14 protein-coding genes and 1 tRNA gene are annotated in these 17785 nt (G+C 38.0%); 6 read left to right on the top strand and 9 right to left on the bottom strand.

Annotated elements, in window-relative coordinates; translation table 11 throughout:
* From ACT53H_RS16070 to ACT53H_RS16060, 3 genes are all read right to left on the bottom strand, one after another.
* Positions 1-73, bottom strand: a tRNA-Val gene (locus ACT53H_RS16070).
* Positions 74-279: 206 nt separating this feature from the next.
* A complete protein-coding gene (gene elsL, locus ACT53H_RS16065) occupies positions 280-783 on the bottom strand; it encodes a cell wall-recycling L,D-carboxypeptidase ElsL (RefSeq protein ID WP_174742244.1) in 504 nt (167 codons plus the stop codon).
* Between the two features lie 218 nt (positions 784-1001).
* Positions 1002-1361 (bottom strand): YbaN family protein, encoded by a 360-nt coding sequence (locus ACT53H_RS16060; protein ID WP_476009654.1) that lies wholly within the window; start codon positions 1359-1361, stop codon positions 1002-1004.
* Positions 1362-1464: 103 nt separating this feature from the next.
* Between ACT53H_RS16060 and ACT53H_RS16055 the strand changes: the two genes are divergently transcribed.
* The 3 genes from ACT53H_RS16055 (at position 1465) to dapE (ending at position 3874) form a co-directional block, all read left to right on the top strand.
* The gene (locus tag ACT53H_RS16055) at positions 1465-2346 is read left to right on the top strand and encodes a DUF1853 family protein (RefSeq protein WP_476009653.1); all 882 of its coding nucleotides are present in this window, start codon (positions 1465-1467) and stop codon (positions 2344-2346) included.
* A 122-nt stretch (positions 2347-2468) separates the two neighbouring features.
* Entirely contained in the window at positions 2469-2612 is a 144-nt protein-coding gene (locus tag ACT53H_RS16050) for an entericidin A/B family lipoprotein (protein ID WP_003655297.1), read from the top strand.
* 125 nt (positions 2613-2737) lie between these two features.
* Positions 2738-3874, top strand: a complete 1137-nt coding sequence (dapE, locus tag ACT53H_RS16045; RefSeq protein WP_474771938.1) for a succinyl-diaminopimelate desuccinylase — start codon at positions 2738-2740, stop codon at positions 3872-3874.
* A gap of 35 nt (positions 3875-3909) precedes the next feature.
* On the opposite strand, the gene ACT53H_RS16040 is transcribed toward dapE, so the two are convergent.
* The 6 genes from ACT53H_RS16040 to pilG all read right to left on the bottom strand — a co-directional run bounded on the left by ACT53H_RS16040 (position 3910) and on the right by pilG (position 12518).
* Positions 3910-4377, bottom strand: a complete 468-nt coding sequence (locus tag ACT53H_RS16040; protein WP_312825180.1) for a hypothetical protein — start codon at positions 4375-4377, stop codon at positions 3910-3912.
* Positions 4377-8879: an Hpt domain-containing protein gene (locus ACT53H_RS16035; protein WP_476009652.1), complete on the bottom strand. Its 4503-nt coding sequence runs from the start codon at positions 8877-8879 to the stop codon at positions 4377-4379. The genes ACT53H_RS16040 and ACT53H_RS16035 overlap by 1 nt, the downstream gene beginning before the upstream one ends.
* 148 nt (positions 8880-9027) lie before the next feature.
* Positions 9028-11109 (bottom strand): methyl-accepting chemotaxis protein, encoded by a 2082-nt coding sequence (locus ACT53H_RS16030; RefSeq protein WP_004789270.1) that lies wholly within the window; start codon positions 11107-11109, stop codon positions 9028-9030.
* Between the two features lie 43 nt (positions 11110-11152).
* Positions 11153-11689: a chemotaxis protein CheW gene (locus tag ACT53H_RS16025; RefSeq protein ID WP_005309806.1), complete on the bottom strand. Its 537-nt coding sequence runs from the start codon at positions 11687-11689 to the stop codon at positions 11153-11155.
* Positions 11690-11748: 59 nt separating this feature from the next.
* A complete protein-coding gene (locus tag ACT53H_RS16020) occupies positions 11749-12111 on the bottom strand; it encodes a response regulator (protein ID WP_004789266.1) in 363 nt (120 codons plus the stop codon).
* 23 nt (positions 12112-12134) lie between these two features.
* The gene (gene pilG / locus ACT53H_RS16015) at positions 12135-12518 is read right to left on the bottom strand and encodes a twitching motility response regulator PilG (RefSeq protein ID WP_000389061.1); all 384 of its coding nucleotides are present in this window, start codon (positions 12516-12518) and stop codon (positions 12135-12137) included.
* A gap of 285 nt (positions 12519-12803) precedes the next feature.
* Between pilG and ACT53H_RS16010 the strand changes: the two genes are divergently transcribed.
* From ACT53H_RS16010 to ACT53H_RS16000, 3 genes are all read left to right on the top strand, one after another.
* Complete coding sequence (locus ACT53H_RS16010) at positions 12804-13439, top strand: hypothetical protein (RefSeq protein ID WP_476009651.1); 636 nt, start codon at positions 12804-12806, stop codon at positions 13437-13439.
* Between the two features lie 68 nt (positions 13440-13507).
* On the top strand, positions 13508-14617 hold the full coding sequence (locus ACT53H_RS16005; RefSeq protein ID WP_476009696.1) for an efflux RND transporter periplasmic adaptor subunit: 1110 nt from the start codon (positions 13508-13510) through the stop codon (positions 14615-14617).
* A 15-nt stretch (positions 14618-14632) separates the two neighbouring features.
* Entirely contained in the window at positions 14633-17731 is a 3099-nt protein-coding gene (locus ACT53H_RS16000) for an efflux RND transporter permease subunit (protein WP_476009650.1), read from the top strand.
* The last annotated feature ends 54 nt before the right edge of the window (positions 17732-17785 follow it).

Raw genomic sequence — 17785 nt, 5'->3', positions numbered from 1 at the left:
TGGGCGCTGACGGGATCGAACCGCCGACATTCTGCTTGTAAGGCAGACGCTCTACCAACTGAGCTAAGCGCCCTTAACGTCTTCATCGTTTGTGAGGTGCATTATAGAGAATCTTTAACAGGTGTCAAACGCTTTTCGACTTCTTTTTAAAAAAATGCGAATGAATGATTAAAAATAAGTCATTATTAAGTAAAAAACAATTTTTTGTATTTTATTTAAACACTTATTTCAATATTTACCACATTTACACAGCTCATCAAGATTAGATAAAACTTGCTCTCAGGTTAAAGATTGTTCAGATAAATAAACTAATGCATCTTCAGCAACTAAATCAAATAGCTCAATGATTTCTTCATTACGCATTCGAACGCAGCCATGTGACATTGGCACCCCCATTGGTTGCGTGTCTGGCGTTCCATGAATGTAAATGTAACGCTGCATGGTGTCGTGGCCTTCGCCTTTATTAAAACCTTCTTCTAGGCCATCTAACCAAAGAATACGAGAAAGTATCCAGTCTCGTTCAGGATATTGGATAGCTAACTCAGTGCTATAAACCTCCCCTGTTGGCTTACGTGCAATAAAAACTGCATTTTGTGGGGACTCGGCACCAATTTTCTTTGCCACTCTATGCCATCCGCGTGGTGTTCTACCTGTATTTTCCTGCTCACCAATTCCATTCTTTCCTGTAGAAATGACATAAAACTTATTATGTTTAGGCAAAGTTAATGTTTGGTTTGCTAAATCGATAAGAACATCAGCATCTTCGAGCTTAAATTGAGACATTGAACTTATTCTCTTATATCAACTCAAATACATTGAGTTTAATTAAAAAATTGTTGTAAAGGCTTCTCTTGTACTGGAAATAAAAGATTATCAATTATCTTATATCTACGCGCAGTTTCGCTGCTTGTCTTGCGCCAAAATAAAAGATTATCAATCTTCTTTTATCTACGCGCAGTTTCGCTGCTTGTCTTGCGCCAAAATAAAAGATTATCAATCTTTTATTTTGGCTCAGGGCGTAGCCATAACCAAACTGCAACGATGAACATAGTAAGATCAGTAAAAACCTTGACTAACAGTGGTGCTGAAGTGAATAGCATAATAATTCCGCTAATCGCCATCATTATGCTTGCAATCCACTTCGCTTTACGAGGCACTGTGCCATTGGCTCGCCAATCACGTAGCGTTGGACCATATTTAGGATGATTTAACAACCAATCATCCATTTGTGGCCAGCCTTTTGACGCAGCCCAAGCAGCCAGAATCAAAAACACTGTTGTTGGCATACCTGGTAAAATTGCTCCAATAATGCCTAGCGTGATAAAAATCACAACTAAAGAGCGCCAGAACAATGTTCGCATATATAAACCTTAACCTGCTGTTAGCGTTAGTATAAAGTGTTTTTCTAATATTTTTTGTTGATCCGTTATGAATTTAGGATGAATTATTTCGAGTATTAAATGTATGAATATTGCCTCAGTTAAAACGTCCTATTTCGAGCCATGGCTTCAATTTCAACATCCTATAGTTCGACAGCTCGCTTTTTGTATTGCTAGTCCAAATTTACTTTGCCAATTACCAAAAAGCTTAGATATACAACATCATTTTAAGCTACATCCAAGTGAGGTTTGGGAAGTTCATTTTCAAAATTATTTACCACGTTTGAAAGAGCTTGATCAAACCCCAGCGCCTTTAATTCAGTTTTTATCTCAGCTTAAAAGTACACGTCTAGGTTTACGCTTTGAACATCTACTCTGGTTTTGGTTGCAAGAGGATCAGTATCATCCGTATCAATTATTAGGACATAGTATTCAAAAAATTGAGGGACCAAAGACATTAGGCGAGCTGGATTTTTTAATTTTAAATAAAGAAACTCAACAGATTGAACACTGGGAGGTAGCCTTAAAATATTATCTCGGTGAGGCAGATTTACATTTAGAACAATGGATTGGCTTAAACCGTCAGGATACTTTAAGTAAAAAGCTTTATCATTTTACGAACAAACAATTTCAGTTTCCGGAAGCCTTAAACTTCGAAATTCAACAACGTTTTTCGGTTTTAAAGGGTCAGCTTTATCTTCCTCTAGATTTAAATTTACAACAGCCCCTACCTGAATGGATAAATTTACAGCGTCGTTTAGGGTATTGGGGCACCATAATTCCTCATTCTTCTTTTTATCGATTAGAAAGACACGAATGGCTGTGTCCAAATAAACAACCTAGTTCTGCCCCAGCACATTGGTGGACAGACGGTTTATATTGTAAAAATGGTCAGGAAATTCGGTTTTACATGTTTAGACATCCTACATACTTAAAATTTAAGTCCAACTTGCAGAAATTTAAATAATTAACAAGAAATTTAAGTTTCTAGAAACATTTTATAACGTTTTTACTATTAAACAGTCATGTTTCTTTTTCCGATTGTTTTTTAATCTAAATTTACTTCATTATTAAATTTAAACGGAGAAAATGATGAAAAAAGTTTTAGCTGCTTCTGTCATGATTGCTGTTGTTTTAACAGGCTGTAATACGTTTAAGGGTTTCGGTAAAGATGTTTCTAAAGCAGGTGATGCTGTAACAAATACTGCTGAAAAAACACAAGATAAAATGTAAGTTAGAGTTATCACTAAAAAACCTTATCATTCCGATAAGGTTTTTTTATTTTTACGTACCCATCACGTAGAGATTCGCCTATTATATCGGACTATATTTCACCTGATCAGCACGCAATTTCCGGTATGAACCATTCAGATACTCTCTCGCTTAGCCTAGAACTTTTACAACAACCTTCTGTTACTCCAATTGATCATACTTGCCAGACCATCATGGCAGACCGTTTAAGCCAAGTTGGTTTTCATATTGAACCAATGCGTTTTGGTGATGTAGATAATCTCTGGGCACGTCGCGGAACTGAAGAGCCTGTATTTTGTTTTGCAGGCCATACTGATGTCGTTCCGACAGGTAAATTAGAATCGTGGAATTCAGATCCATTTGCACCTGAAATCCGCGATGGAAAACTATATGGCCGTGGTTCGGCAGATATGAAAACAGCTTTGGCAGCTATGGTTGTCGCATCTGAGCGTTTTGTAGCAAAACATCCAAACCATAAAGGTTCTATCGCATTTCTGATTACTTCAGATGAGGAAGGTCCTGCTGTTAATGGTACGGTCAAGGTTATTGAGACTCTTGAAGAACGTAACGAAAAAATTAAATGGTGTTTGGTAGGTGAACCCTCAAGTACTCATAAATTAGGTGATATTGTTAAAAATGGGCGTCGTGGTTCGCTTAATGCAGTATTAAAGGTCCAAGGCAAACAAGGCCATGTTGCTTATCCACATTTAGCACTTAACCCAATTCATGAGGCATCAGTTGCTTTAACAGAGCTATGCCAAACTGTTTGGGATAATGGAAATGAATATTTCCCAGCAACATCATTTCAGATTTCAAATATTCATGCTGGAACTGGTGCAACCAACGTAATTCCGGGTACGTTAGAAGTTACTTTTAACTTCCGTTATTCAACAGAAGTGACAGCTGAACAGCTTAAACAACGTGTTCATGAGATTTTAGATAAACACGGTTTAAAATATGAAATCGTTTGGAATTTGTCTGGTTTACCTTTCCTGACTCCAATCGGTGAACTCGTTAATGCCGCTCAAACTTCTATTTTAAATGTAACTGGCACTGAAACTGAGCTTTCAACAAGTGGTGGTACTTCTGACGGACGTTTTATTGCTCCGACAGGTGCACAGGTATTGGAGCTAGGGGTTCTTAACGCAACAATTCATCAAATTAATGAACATGTTGACGTGCATGACCTCGATCCCCTAACTGATATTTATGAGCAAATTTTAGAAAATTTATTAGCTAAATAGAAATTAAAAAGGAACTCAAAATGAGTTCCTTTTTTTTATAGATGAAGTGTGTTTTGTATATATTGCAAATTAGGCACGTGGTAGCGTTGATTCTCCATACGCACATATTTAAATACACTTGGATTCTGTAAAGTATCTTGTATATCTTCATTTTCATCTACGACTTCAGAAATACGTAAACGAACTGAAGCTGGCATCGATTTACAGATGAGTGCAAAACGTTGGCTGATATCTTCACTTTCAATAACCAATGCCACCGCTCGTGAGTCAACTTCATTATGCAATGAATAGACCGGAAGCTTTACGTCATGCCATTCAATATGCTTAATACCATTTTTAACATCCATAGCTGATAACACTATGTTTTGTGGCAATAGCATCGGCACTTGCTGATCACATTCAATAATATAGGCATCAATAAAACCAGTTGAAACAGTGATTAAGTGTTGAAGTTCTTGCTGATCCATTTCATTAATTAATGATGTACTTATCTGATTTTTCATTAGGCAAGTTCCTCTTCACGTGTCGTGAAAAAAGCATCAATGTTGTGCAGTAAGTCTTCTTCTTGGAAAGGTTTACCCATGTATTGGTTAACCCCTAAAGCAAATGCTCGTTCACGGTGTTTTTCACCAGTTCTTGATGTAATCATAATGACTGGCATATGTTGATGTAGATCATGATGTCGTACGAGATTAAGTACCTCAAAACCATCCATTCGTGGCATTTCGATATCAAGCAACATCAGATCTGGTTTAATATTTTCCAACTGCTCAATTGCATCAATACCATCTTTAGCAGTGACTACGTCATAGCCTTGACGTTCGAGTAAACGAGTCGTTACCTTACGGACTGTAACAGAGTCATCTACAATCATAATGAGACGGCGTTCATCAGACTCGCGTTGTCTATAGACAGTCTCATTGAGCGGCTTATGTCGACGAGTAGACTGAATTTGACGAGCAATATTTTGTCCATCTAAAATTAGACAAACTTGACCATCACCTAAAATAGTTGCACCTGCAATCGCACCAATACTAGAGAACTGTTGCCCGATTGGCTTAACTACAATCTGCGCTCGTGAACCAATAAGCTGATCAACCAATAATGCAATTGTTTGCCCATTATTGGCCTTAATCATTAATACTGGTAGCGAATACATCATCCCACTTAAACGTGGAATCGGCTGATTACCAACAAACTCAGATAAATAGCGTAATGGATAGCGTTTATTTTCAAATTCAAAGAACTCTTGTGCACTTCCAAAATACTGTTCTAATGATGTTGGTGAAACTCGAACAATTCGATCAATTTGAGCTAACGGAATTGCAAATTGTTGATCAGCAACTTTAACCATTAAGGCATCACTAACAGCTACTGTGGTTGGAACACGTATGGTAAAGATTGTTCCTTGTCCATAAACAGAATCAACACTTACATGTCCGCCCAAAGCTTTAATATCACTTTGTACAACATCAAGTCCTACACCACGACCTGAAATCTGAGTGACTTGATCGGCTGTACTTAACCCAGGATGGAAAATCAACTGCAAAATATCTTGATGTTCTAATACTTGTTCAGAATTAATCAAACCAGATAAGAGGGCCTTTTGACGGACTTTCTCGATATCAATACCTCGACCATCATCTTTAAACGTAACAATAACATCCGTACCTTGACGGTGAATATTTAGTTCAATACGTCCAGTTTCTGGTTTTTGTGCTTGTTCACGTTGCACACGATCTTCTAGACCATGGTCAATTGCATTTCGAAGCATGTGCTCAAGCGGTGTAACTAAACGCTCTAGCATTGTCCGGTCTAGCTCACCTTCCGTATTATTAACAAAAAGCTCTGCTGGTCGATCTAATGCAGTAGAAGTCTGTCTTACAATTCGTTGTAAACGAGGTAGCAATCGAGAGAATGGCACTAAACGTGTTCGCATTAGCCCTTCTTGAATTTCAGCCTGAATACGTGATTGCTGTACCAATAAACTTTCGGTATCTCTGATTTTTTCGGATAAAGTATTTTTGAAATCCACTAAGTCCGATGCAGATTCGGCAAGTGATTTCGATAATTGATTCAATGAAGAATATTGATCCATCTCTAGAGGATCAAATTCGGTATAACGAGAGTGCTCAATACCGTGTTTTGCAATAATCTGGGTTTCTAATTCGCCTTCCATTCGACGTAACTGGTCTGCAAGTCGTTGAATGGCTAATTCCATTTCCACAAGCGTATGACCAAATTGGCTAAGATCCATTTCAATGCGTGAACGGTTAATCGAATTTTCACCAGACAAATCAATCATTTTCTCAATTAAGTCTGCTGAAACACGGATCATCTCATTATTTTGTTCAAGATGCTGGGTTTGTTCCCATGCACCCATCATTGGCGGTGGTTCTGTACCATCACCTTGCACAAAACTCATTAAAGGTTCCGTGCCAAATAGATCAGTTCTAGTCAATTTACTCGGAATTTGAATTGCCGTTTCAATAAACTGAATATTTTCTAAACTATGCTGCAAGCCATCGAAGTGTTGATAATTTTGCTTAAAAATTGCCTCTTTTAGCCAGACAATTGCACTCTCTAATAAGTTGTCATAAATATTTGAGCTAAAATGATAAAGCGCAAATTTTTCAAAAGCATTCTCAAGTTGATAAGCAATTGCTTGCACAGTTTCTAGTCCCAACATACGGGAACCACCCTTCAAACTGTGCACTGCTCTTTGTAGCTGAAGTAAGATACTACGATTGGTACGCTGCTCAAACCACTGCTTTAATAGATGATCGGCCATCTCTAAAAGCTCGGCCGCTTCCTCCATAAATGTCTGCTCGACAACAGAATCAATATCCTGATCTTGGATACTGTCTGTGTAGCCTTCTGCATCAAAAACTTGTAATTCTGTGTGCTCAACATGTCGAGTATTAGACTCAACAATCTGCTCAAAATTAGAAGTTAACTCATCGAGATTTAAAGCAGTATCATGTATAGCTTCTTGCTGTAATACTTCAACATTTAATTCTGATACAACATCTGTTTCAGACTCAACTTGCATCTCTTTAACAACAGAACCAAGTGACTCATATAACTTACCAGCATTCTTAAGCGCTTGAATTGTATAAGAAGCCGCATAATCTAGGTGCTGCTCACGTACTATTTGTAGACGGTCAGCTAAATCATCTTGAACCAGACGGATAAAATCAATAAGAGCAGATGAAGCAACCAATTGTCTTTGAATTATGCGCTCATAAATACTTTCTAATTCATGTGCAATTAAACCAATATAATTTGCCTGAATCATATTTGCTCCACCTTTTAAGGTATGCAAATAACGCATCAGATTATTAAGAGCAGCGAAGTTCTCTTGATCATTAACCCAAATATTAAGATCTGTATCCATTCCTTCAAGCAACTCATCGGCTTCTTCAAGAAAAATATCTAACAATTCTGGATCAAAATAACGATTTACGTGCTCAGTAGACATGAACTGGCGATCTAAATGCATACTCTGACTCATTGTTACATGATCAGTTAATACACTTTCGATAGATGCTGGAGATTGATGTGATGTTTGCTCTACATCAACACTAAACAACGACTCCACAACCTCCTGATTATCTAATGGTTCAGAATTAAGGCTTGGAATATGTTGAGTATATAGTTTCAGCTCTTCCAAAACATTTTGGTGTTGCTCAATAATACTAACTCGTTGACCCGCAGCTAATGCATCAAATAACTGAATTAATTGTTGATGTGCTTTCTGATAAATTTCAAAAACATAATCTGATTGCAATAAATCAGGTCGATCAAGCAATACGTTATAGCTATCTTTCAACTGGTTTGTATATTCATATAAACCAACCATAGCCTGAGACTGAGTATGTTGTAGTAACAAATCAGCTTGTTCACTTAATCGTTCAAGATAATGAGGAAACTCAGAACGAATTCCTTTCTCAAAATCCAACTCTGCATCAAGTAATTCTGAAACATCGAGTTGTAACAGCTGAGATACTAGACCATGTGGAGGCATGAGTGGGCTTGAATGCTCCCCATGTTGCGCCATATACGCATCCCAAACCTGATTGAATTGTTTCAGGTCAGAATCTAATTGGTCATTAGAGCAGTGTGCAGCTAAGAGATCTAAACAATTTCGAATAAACTGTCGGTAATCACGGAGTAGTAATATCTCTTCTGAATGAGAAGAAAGTTCTTCTTGTAATAAGACTTTGAATAAATGCTCAACCTTCGTACTAGCATCAAAAATTGCTTCTACTTGAGCCATTGCCGAGCTACCGCGCAATGTATGTAACGCACGGATGAGCGCATTATAACTTTCGTGCTGATGTATTTCTTGTTCTAAAAATTGATCAATGGTCGCTAAGTGCTCTTCCGCTTCTTCCATAAATAAAATTAAGGTTTCAGCAAGATTATGTTCACTCTCTATAGTAGTTTCTAGGGTTAAATTATCTGACGCCTGCTCTAAATCATTCACCTCTAAACCAGTCTTAGTTTCCGCAGTGAGAGTATCAGACAATAATAAAAGTTCTTCTAAAGCAGGCTCTAAACTTTGCTGTTGTTGTAATTGTTGTCCCAATAAAATAAGAGGTCTAAAATCTACTGCATGTTCCTTTTTAGACTTAAAGTCATCTACTAATTTAAAGAAATAGAACTTAAATACCAACTGAACATATTGTTGGATGTTGGGAGTTAATGTGAGACTCTCATTGATGATCCGATTAAGCGTATCTTCTACAGTCCAAGCAAGCTCAGCAGAGGATTTCGCTGCAATCATTCGCCCTGAACCTTTCAAGGTATGAAAATGGCGACGGATCTCAGTCAGCGTAGCAACATTTTTAGATTGCATCCATTCATGAATCAAAGATTGCAATTCAACAAAAATTTCTTCAATTTCTTCAACGAAGATATCAATAAATTCAGCATCTTGTTGAGAATAGCTATCTTCCGGTAGCATCATTGCTTCAGTTAAAGTTTTTAATATTTCTTTCATAGCAAAGGCTTCTTTTGCTTGTCTCCTAAATGGAGAAAAACGACAGAGTCAACACCAGATAAATAGCTGTGTCCCCAATATTTACCTAGCGTTCTTAATACTTTTTAAAAGGATAGCTATTATAGAAACAGCTATCCTCGTCCCCAATTTAATCAGGTAATTTAAAGTCCGTTACCGATTCACGTAATGACTCTGCCATATTTGCTAATTCAGAAACCGAACGTGCTGTATCGAATGTTGCAGTTGTCGTTTGCGAAGTAATTTCTTGTACGACGGTCATGGTTGTCGCAATATGACTCGCAGATGCAGACTGAAGTTTTGCTGCATCAGAAATGCTGGCCATTAAGTTTGCCAAGTCACCAGATACTTTTTGAATCTCGTCCAAGGCAATACCCGCATCTTTTGCCAAGTTAGCTCCGCGTACAACCTCAGTTGTTGTTTGTTCCATTGAAATAACAGCTTCGTTAGTATCGGTCTGAATTGTTTTAACCAGAGTTTCGATCTGTTTAGTTGCCGATGCTGAACGTTCAGCAAGACGCTGTACTTCATCTGCAACCACGGCAAAACCACGTCCTGCCTCACCTGCCATAGATGCTTGAATTGCTGCATTTAATGCAAGAATGTTTGTTTGGTCCGCAATGTCGTTAATTAACGATACGATGTTACCAATTTCTTGTGAAGACTCACCCAAACGTTTAATACGTTTAGAGGTTTCTTGAATCTGTTCACGAATCGTGTCCATACCTTCAATTGAACGGTTTACCACTTGTGCGCCATTAGAAGCAATTTGTACCGAACGTTCTGCTACTTCGGTAGATTCCGATGCATTTGAAGATACTTGGTCAATTGATTGTGCCATTTCATTCATTGCAGTTGATGCGCCAGCAATCTCTTGTGCCTGATGCTCTGATGCTTCTGCCAACTGGTTAGTAATATTCTGTGTATCATGCGTATAGCGGGCAACTTCCTGAGAAGTTTCATGAATTCGGGATACAAGATCACGTAATTGGTCAATCGCAAAGTTAATCGAGTCGGCAATCGCTCCCGTAAAGTCTTCAGATACCGTTGCATATGAACGCAAGTCACCGTCTGCCAAGTCAGCGATTTCATCTAGTAAACGTAAAATCGCGTTTTGGTTACGGTCATATTCTTCTTGCAAGGTAGCTACACGTTGTTTATCTGCTTTACTACGAAGTGATAAAAGCTTTAAGACTGAACTAATTAAACCAAGAAGTGATAATGTGAGAAGAGCAACTAAAGCAAAGGCCTTCCAACCATATTGTGTTTTCTCAGAAAGATCACCCAATACAGATAACATTTCATCAGATTCCGACAAAATCTCACCTGATGACTGACGTACGTTTACAATCTGATCTGTATGTTTAAGAACTGATGCCGCTGCAGATTTTAAAACTTTATCATATTCAGATTTAATACCTTCCAAAGACTCACGTACTTCTGGAGACTCAACCCTAGCAACACCCAATTCAGCATTTCCGTTTAACTGTGCATTTAAATACACACCAAACGTCTCAATATCCACACCAAAGTCATGTGCTGAGGTCTGAGAGTTTTCAGTACCAACCAAAACAGTGTTAATAGAGCGTAAAATACGTTCTGCAATAAATACTTGGTTCTTAGCAATAATCACCTGACTACTTGGGGCTTTTTCGCGAACCATCTTATCAACCATCAAGTTATATTCGGCCTGAATCTCTGGAATAGAATCACTAATCGAGATATTCATGTTATATAACTGATTAATTACGTCTTGATGTGACGAGATCAAGTTAATGTCATACGACAAAGCTTTCCACAGAACTGCAACCTTTTTGTATTCTTTTGAAGATGTACCATGAATATTTTCAACATCTTTGATATTTTCTGCAAAAAGTTTATTTGATTCCGCTAACTCTTTCATAGCTTTAGGTGAACCAGAAGCCGTTGCCTCAGTAGCCTGTCTAGAAATTGTTTGTGACAATAAACGCAACTCACCTAAACTACGTGTTAATTCGTTATGTCGAGGTACGCTATAAAATAAATAAACGAGCGAAGTTAAAGCAAATACCAAACATAACAACGCTACATAAAGGATAGGCTTGGACTTTTCACTTTCCCCAAATAAACTGGCGTATTGCTCAATTCCTGACTGGATTTTTGCAATAAAATTGAGACCCGATTTTTCGGACGCAACACGATTGCCGCCTTTCTTTTTAAGCTTAAAGCCCATAGCTTCTCCCCAGAAAATACTCTGTTTTTCACAGCGTAAAAAATTAGTTTATAAATTTTGTCGATGCATTCATGTAATGTGGGTTTTGCAATAAACGACTAAATAAAAAGACATGCCAATGCTGGTTATGTTGATGAAAATAACCTTGGCAATAATCTTTTAGGTTTTCCTCTAAGTCTAAGCTTTGAGAAAAAAAACTTTTTTTATTAAAGTGCTGAATCCCCAAGACCTGATCCACAACCAACCCCACATACTGGTCGTGATGGCTAATACATAACACTTTTTGGGCAGACGAAAATGTACTTCGTTGCCCTGAAATAAAATGAGCCAAATCAGAAACTGAAAGCAACCTTCCCCGAATGTTCGCTAAACCTTTTACCCAACTTTGAGCATTTGGAACTGGCGTATATTTCGGTGGATAGATAACTTCTGACACTTCCCCAAGTGGTGCGACGAAGTATTGCCCTCTCATTTCAAAAGCAATCCCTGACCATCGCTGTGCTTCATTTTGAACTGAAGCGTAATTCTTATTACCCCGTTTAGACAAACGAAGTAACTCGATAAATCCATTCGCTGCCATACTCGATCCTATAAAACGGGCACACAATCCCGTTATTTATGTTTTTATGGATGGATGAGTTAATTTAGAAATTGTTTAATTACATCAATCAATTGCTTTTCTTCGATAGGTTTAATCAAATAATCGATTGCACCTTGACGCTTACCCCATACTCGGTCAGTTGCCTGATCTTTAGTACTCACAATAACAACAGGAATATGCTTAGTGTCTTCATCGCGGGTAATCTGGCGTGTTGCCTGAAAACCATTTACACCAGGCATAACAACATCCATTAACACTAGGTCAGGCTGTTCAGCTTTTGCTAAAGTTACACCATCTGCGCCATTAGATGCTTCAAGTACGTCATAGCCGTGCTTGGTTAGAATTTCTCTAAAACGATAAGTTTCTGTTGGTGAATCATCAACAATAAGAATACGTGCCATTTCTTTGCCCTTAAATTACTTAATTATGAACTTACATGATTACGAATCGCGTTTAACAATTCGTCTTTGCTAAAAGGTTTCGTCAAGTATTCATCTGAACCTACCACACGCCCTTTTGCCTGATCAAATAAACCATCTTTACTAGAGAGCATGATAACGGGAATGTTCTGATAATTTTGAGAGTTTTTAATCAAAGCGCAAGTTTGATAACCGTCTAAACGAGGCATCATGATATCGACAAAAACAATATCTGGATTTGCTTCTGCAATTTTGGACAAAGCTTCAAATCCATCCACCGCAGTAATCACTTCACAGCCTTCTCGCTGTAATAAAGTTTCGGCTGTTCGGCGAATGGTTTTTGAGTCATCAATTACCATTACTTTCAGATTTTGGAATGCATCTTCCATTTAATCTTCCATCCCCATAAATATAAAATATAAATGCAATTTAACTTAAATTTGTTTTTACGCATTTATACGCATTTTTAACATATCTCACAGTCTATTTTCAATGAGGCATTTTTGTCTACTTTCTCATTTATAAACAATAACTTTTAACCTCATCACACTTTAATTAAAATTATCATTTTTTTTATAATGACTATATTTTTATTCAGCTAAATAATAACTAATATATTAAAGATTAATTATTTAAAAATAAGCAATTTAGCTTTCTTTTTTTGGGGATATTCAATGAATAATCGGATGAAATATGCCTTTTATAGGAACTGCTTGTCTGTATCTATAGGCATTATTTCCTTCGGTTCACTCTGTTTTTCAACGACCTTAGCTCTAGCGGATAATTCTAAAGTGGTCTGGTATCGTTATTATGATCAACACGGTACGGCCAATATCAGTACATCTGTCACTCCTGCTCACATTCGTTATGGTTATGAAGTTCTAGATCAAAATATGCAAGTGATTAAAAGAAACCACTCTTATAGTGCCGAGGCTGATTTAAATCAATCAGGACAACGAGCACTGTCGGCACGGCATAGAGAACTAGATATCAAATTAAAAAATGCATATAGCAATAGTAAGACAGCCATGCTTAAAAGAGATCAAGCATTACTTGCTATAAAGAAGCAAATTAACTATCAAGAGGAACAACTCGACCAGTTACAACAAGACAAAATTTTATTTAAGCGTCAAGAAATGGAATATTTCAGAAAGCGAGAGGTCATTCCTGAGCGACATAAGACTTTGATTGAAAACAATCTAAATAATATTTACAGAGTCAAACAGACACTTGAAACACTTTCCAAGACTTACAAACGTACCAATAGCGAGTATGAAAACATTATCGAACGTTTAAAAAAGCTTGAATAACTGTAAAGGTTTATCAAGAATAGGGGCAAAATAAAATTTGAATTATAGGATGATGCTGTATGCACAAGATGCATCTCACCCCTTCCACTATTTTTAAACTGAGTATTATTAGTTTATGTTTGATTTTAGCTGCATGTAATCAGCAAGAAACAACTAAAACAACGGCATCAGCCCCAGCAAAAATTGAACTCATTCCTCAAGACCTGATTGCAGTTAAAGAAGGAGCACTTGACTCTCAAACTGTATTTACGGGAACCATTCGTGCGGTTCAGCAAAGTTCAATTCAGGCTCAAGTGAGCGCCACGGCGACTACTGTAACTACAAATGTTGGTCAACAGGTGCAAAAAGGCCAAGTTTTAGTAAGATTGAATAATCAGGACAATGTTGCACGATTAGCACAAGCGCGCGCTAACCTAGCATCAGCTCAGTCACAAGCTGAACTTGCACGCAATTTAATGAGCCGAAAGCAAAGACTTTTTAATCAAGGGTTTATTGCTCGTGTCGAGTTTGAACAGAGTCAGGTTGACTATAAAGGACAACTTGAAAGTGTAAAGGCTCAACAAGCGAATGTTGATATTGCTCGTAAGGCTGATCAAGACGGCATTATTACCAGCCCAATTTCAGGCGTCATTACTAAACGACAAGTCGAACCTGGTCAAACTGTTTCTGTTGGTCAAACATTATTTGAAATCGTAAATCCAGACCAACTTGAAATACAAGCCAAGCTACCAATTGAACAGCAGTCTGCTCTTAAAGTCGGTAGCAGCATTCAATATCAGATTCAGGGAAATTCTAAACAGTTAAATGCGACGCTTACACGTATTTCCCCTGTTGCAGATCAAGACAGCCGACAAATCGAATTTTTTGCCGTTCCTAAAGAAAAAATTGATTCGTTAAGCATTGGGGCTTTCATTAATGGAAATATTCTCCGTAATGACACTCAGCAAGGCCAAACGATTCCTTTAGATAGCATTCAAAATATGCAACATGATCCTTTTGTATGGGTGGTACGTAATCACACCATTCAAAAAGTTAAAATTCGTGTGATTGAACAGCGCTATAACGACAATATTGCTTTAGTTGATGGCCTACAACGCACAGATCTAGTGAGCCGTATTCAATTTGAAGATTCCGACATTAATAAAAAAGTGACGGTTACAACCGAAAAAAATAAATAAGGTAGCAAATAGCATATGTGGTTTACTCGAATCAGTGTGAAATATCCCGTTTTTACTATTATGATGATGCTCAGCTTAATGGTACTCGGGTTAGCTTCTTGGAAACGTATGACGGTTGAAGAGTTTCCGAACGTCGATTTCCCATTCGTAGTAGTGACTACGCAATATGCTGGTGCTTCACCTGAAGCTGTAGAATCAGATATTACAAAAAAACTCGAAGATCAGATCAATACCATTTCAGGGATTAAACAAATCACTTCACGCTCAAGTGAAGGCTTTTCGATGATTGTGGCTGAGTTTAATCTAGATACTTCATCGGCCCTTGCAGCACAAGATGTTCGTGACAAAATTGCTCCTGTCACAGCCCAATTTCGTGATGAAATTGATACACCGATTGTACAACGCTACGATCCCTCTTCCAGTCCGATCATGTCAGTTGTATTTGAATCAAATAGCATGAGTTTGGCTCAATTAAGTTCATATGTAGATAAACGTATCGTGCCGCAGCTTAAAACCGTATCTGGTGTCGGTAATGTGAATTTATTGGGGGATGCTAAACGGCAAATACGAATAAAAATTCTTCCTGAGCAATTGCAAAGTTACGGCATTGGCATTGATCAGGTCATCAATACGCTAAAAAATGAAAATATTGAAATTCCCGCAGGAACCTTACAACAAAAGAATTCTGAACTGGTTGTACAGATTCAATCAAAGGTTATTCATCCACTTGCTTTTGGTGATTTGGTGATTGCCAATAAAAATGGTTCACCAATTTTTCTAAAGCAAGTTGCAACGATTGAAGATACTCAAGCCGAACTACAATCAAGTGCATTTTATAATGGAAGAACAGCGGTCTCTGTCGATATTTTAAAGAGTTCCGATGCCAATGTAATTCAGGTTGTTGATAAAACCTACCAAACTTTAGAGAAATTAAAAACACAAATGCCTGCGGGCTTAAACTACAAAGTTGTGGCCGATAGCTCCAAAGGAATTCGTGCTTCAATTAAAGATGTGACCCGTACCATTATTGAAGGTGCTGCCTTAGCAGTTTTAATTGTTCTATTATTTTTAGGCTCTTTCCGCTCTACCGTTATTACAGGCTTAACCTTACCGATTACTTTGCTAGGAACCTTAACTTTCATTTGGGCTTTTGGTTTCAGCATTAATATGATGACCCTATTAGCCCTATCACTCAGTATTGGGCTCTTAATTGATGATGCGATTGTGGTTCGGGAAAACATTGTAAGACATACTGAACTTGGCAAAGATCATGTGACTGCTGCCCTAGAAGGCACAAAAGAAATTGGTTTAGCTGTACTCGCAACCACTCTTACTATTGTAGCCGTATTTTTACCTGTCGCCTTCATGGGTGGGTTGATTGGACGTTTCTTTTATCAGTTTGGCGTAACGGTGAGTACAGCCGTTTTAATTTCAATGTTTATTAGTTTTACGCTCGATCCAATGCTCTCTGCTCACTGGAAAGATCCGGTTAAGAAAAAAGATAATTGGCTACAACGCTTTTTTAACCATATTTCTAATGTGTTAGATCGACTTACTCATGTTTATGAAAAGCTCTTAAAGCTGGCTTTACGTTTCAGTTTCATCACAGTCATTATTGCAATTGTTTCATTATTTGCTGCACTAGGACTGTCTAAACTAATTGGAACTGAGTTTGTACCTACCCCAGATAAAGGTGAAGTTCGTATTCAGTTCGAAACTCCTGTAGATGCTTCTTTGGAATATACCCAAGCGAAATTACATCAAGTCGATCAAATTATTAGACAGTTCCCCGATGTGGTTTCTACTTATGGCGTGGTCAACAGTGAAGTAGACTCTGGTAAAAACCATGCAGGTTTAGGCGTGACCTTAAAGCCAAAACAAGAACGTAGCTCAGATTTGAATACACTCAACAATGAGTTCCGTGATCGTTTGCAAAGTGTAGCGGGTATTCGAGTCACTTCTGTTGCAGCAGCGCAAGATTCTGTCTCTGGCGGACAAAAGCCAATCATGATCTCTATTAAAGGATCTGACCTAAATGAGCTACAGAAAATTTCAGATCGTTTTATTGCTGAAATGGAAAAAATTAAAGGTGTAGTAGATTTAGAAAGCTCATTGAAAGAACCAAAGCCGACTCTGGGTGTCCATATTAACCGTGTATTGGCAAGTGACTTAGGTTTATCCGTTTCTCAGATTGCCAACGCTATTCGCCCATTAATTGCGGGTGATAATGTCACAACTTGGGAAGATCGCGATGGCGAAAATTATGATGTGAATGTACGTTTAAATGAAAATAAACGTATGCTTCCGCAAGATGTGCAGAATCTATATCTCAATTCCAATAAGACCAATGCGACTGGGCAAAATATATTAGTTCCGCTTAGCGCAGTTGCAACGACCGAAGAAAAACTCGGTGCTTCACAAATTAACCGACGTGATCTTGAGCGTGAAGTACTGATTGAGGCAAATACCTCAGGACGACCTAGCGGCGACATTGGTCAAGACATCGATAAAATGCAAAAGGCATTTAAACTACCTGCTGGATATACATTTGATACTCAAGGGGCAAATGCCGACATGGCTGAATCTGCGGGATACGCATTAACTGCCATTACCCTATCGATTGTATTTATCTATATTGTGTTAGGTTCTCAGTTCAATAGCTTTATTCATCCTGCCGCAATTATGACCTCTTTACCATTGTCACTCATTGGTGTTTTTCTTGCCCTATTCTTGTTCAAAAGTACCCTAAACCTATTTTCGATTATCGGTATTATCATGTTGATGGGGCTCGTTACCAAAAATGCGATTTTGCTTATCGACTTTATTAAGAAAGCAATGGATCAGGGGACGAGCCGTTATGATGCTATTTTACAAGCGGGGAAAACCCGTTTACGTCCAATTTTAATGACGACAAGTGCCATGGTGATGGGGATGGTTCCTCTAGCTTTGGGTCTTGGCGAAGGCGGTGAGCAAAGCGCACCAATGGCTCACGCTGTGATTGGGGGAGTAATTACCTCTACCCTATTGACTCTTGTGGTTGTACCCGTCATTTTCACTTATCTAGATGACTTGAAAAACTTTATGCTGCGTCAAACTCGACGATTCATGTCATAATGCAGCGATTATCGTATAATCTGCGTTTTTATAACGCTTAACTTTTAGGACTTT

It is taken from the genome of Acinetobacter sp. DMC2, from assembly GCF_056314305.1.
The sequence above is the reverse complement of the archived record's forward strand: the minus strand, read 5'-3'. Positions and strand labels throughout refer to the sequence as shown.

Excerpts from the sequence above, each read along its gene's own strand:
- ACT53H_RS16010 (WP_476009651.1), top strand. The coding sequence starts at position 12,804 with ATGAATAATCGGATGAAATATGCCTTTTATAGGAACTGCTTGTCTGTA.
- ACT53H_RS16040 (WP_312825180.1), bottom strand. The coding sequence starts at position 4,377 with ATGAAAAATCAGATAAGTACATCATTAATTAATGAAATGGATCAGCAA.
- dapE (WP_474771938.1), top strand. The coding sequence starts at position 2,738 with ATGAACCATTCAGATACTCTCTCGCTTAGCCTAGAACTTTTACAACAA.
- ACT53H_RS16020 (WP_004789266.1), bottom strand. The coding sequence starts at position 12,111 with ATGGCACGTATTCTTATTGTTGATGATTCACCAACAGAAACTTATCGT.
- ACT53H_RS16050 (WP_003655297.1), top strand. The coding sequence starts at position 2,469 with ATGATGAAAAAAGTTTTAGCTGCTTCTGTCATGATTGCTGTTGTTTTA.
- ACT53H_RS16000 (WP_476009650.1), top strand. The coding sequence starts at position 14,633 with ATGTGGTTTACTCGAATCAGTGTGAAATATCCCGTTTTTACTATTATG.
- ACT53H_RS16005 (WP_476009696.1), top strand. The coding sequence starts at position 13,508 with ATGCATCTCACCCCTTCCACTATTTTTAAACTGAGTATTATTAGTTTA.
- ACT53H_RS16060 (WP_476009654.1), bottom strand. The coding sequence starts at position 1,361 with ATGCGAACATTGTTCTGGCGCTCTTTAGTTGTGATTTTTATCACGCTA.
- ACT53H_RS16030 (WP_004789270.1), bottom strand. The coding sequence starts at position 11,109 with ATGGGCTTTAAGCTTAAAAAGAAAGGCGGCAATCGTGTTGCGTCCGAA.
- ACT53H_RS16025 (WP_005309806.1), bottom strand. The coding sequence starts at position 11,689 with ATGGCAGCGAATGGATTTATCGAGTTACTTCGTTTGTCTAAACGGGGT.
- elsL (WP_174742244.1), bottom strand. The coding sequence starts at position 783 with ATGTCTCAATTTAAGCTCGAAGATGCTGATGTTCTTATCGATTTAGCA.
- ACT53H_RS16035 (WP_476009652.1), bottom strand. The coding sequence starts at position 8,879 with ATGAAAGAAATATTAAAAACTTTAACTGAAGCAATGATGCTACCGGAA.
- pilG (WP_000389061.1), bottom strand. The coding sequence starts at position 12,518 with ATGGAAGATGCATTCCAAAATCTGAAAGTAATGGTAATTGATGACTCA.
- ACT53H_RS16055 (WP_476009653.1), top strand. The coding sequence starts at position 1,465 with ATGAATATTGCCTCAGTTAAAACGTCCTATTTCGAGCCATGGCTTCAA.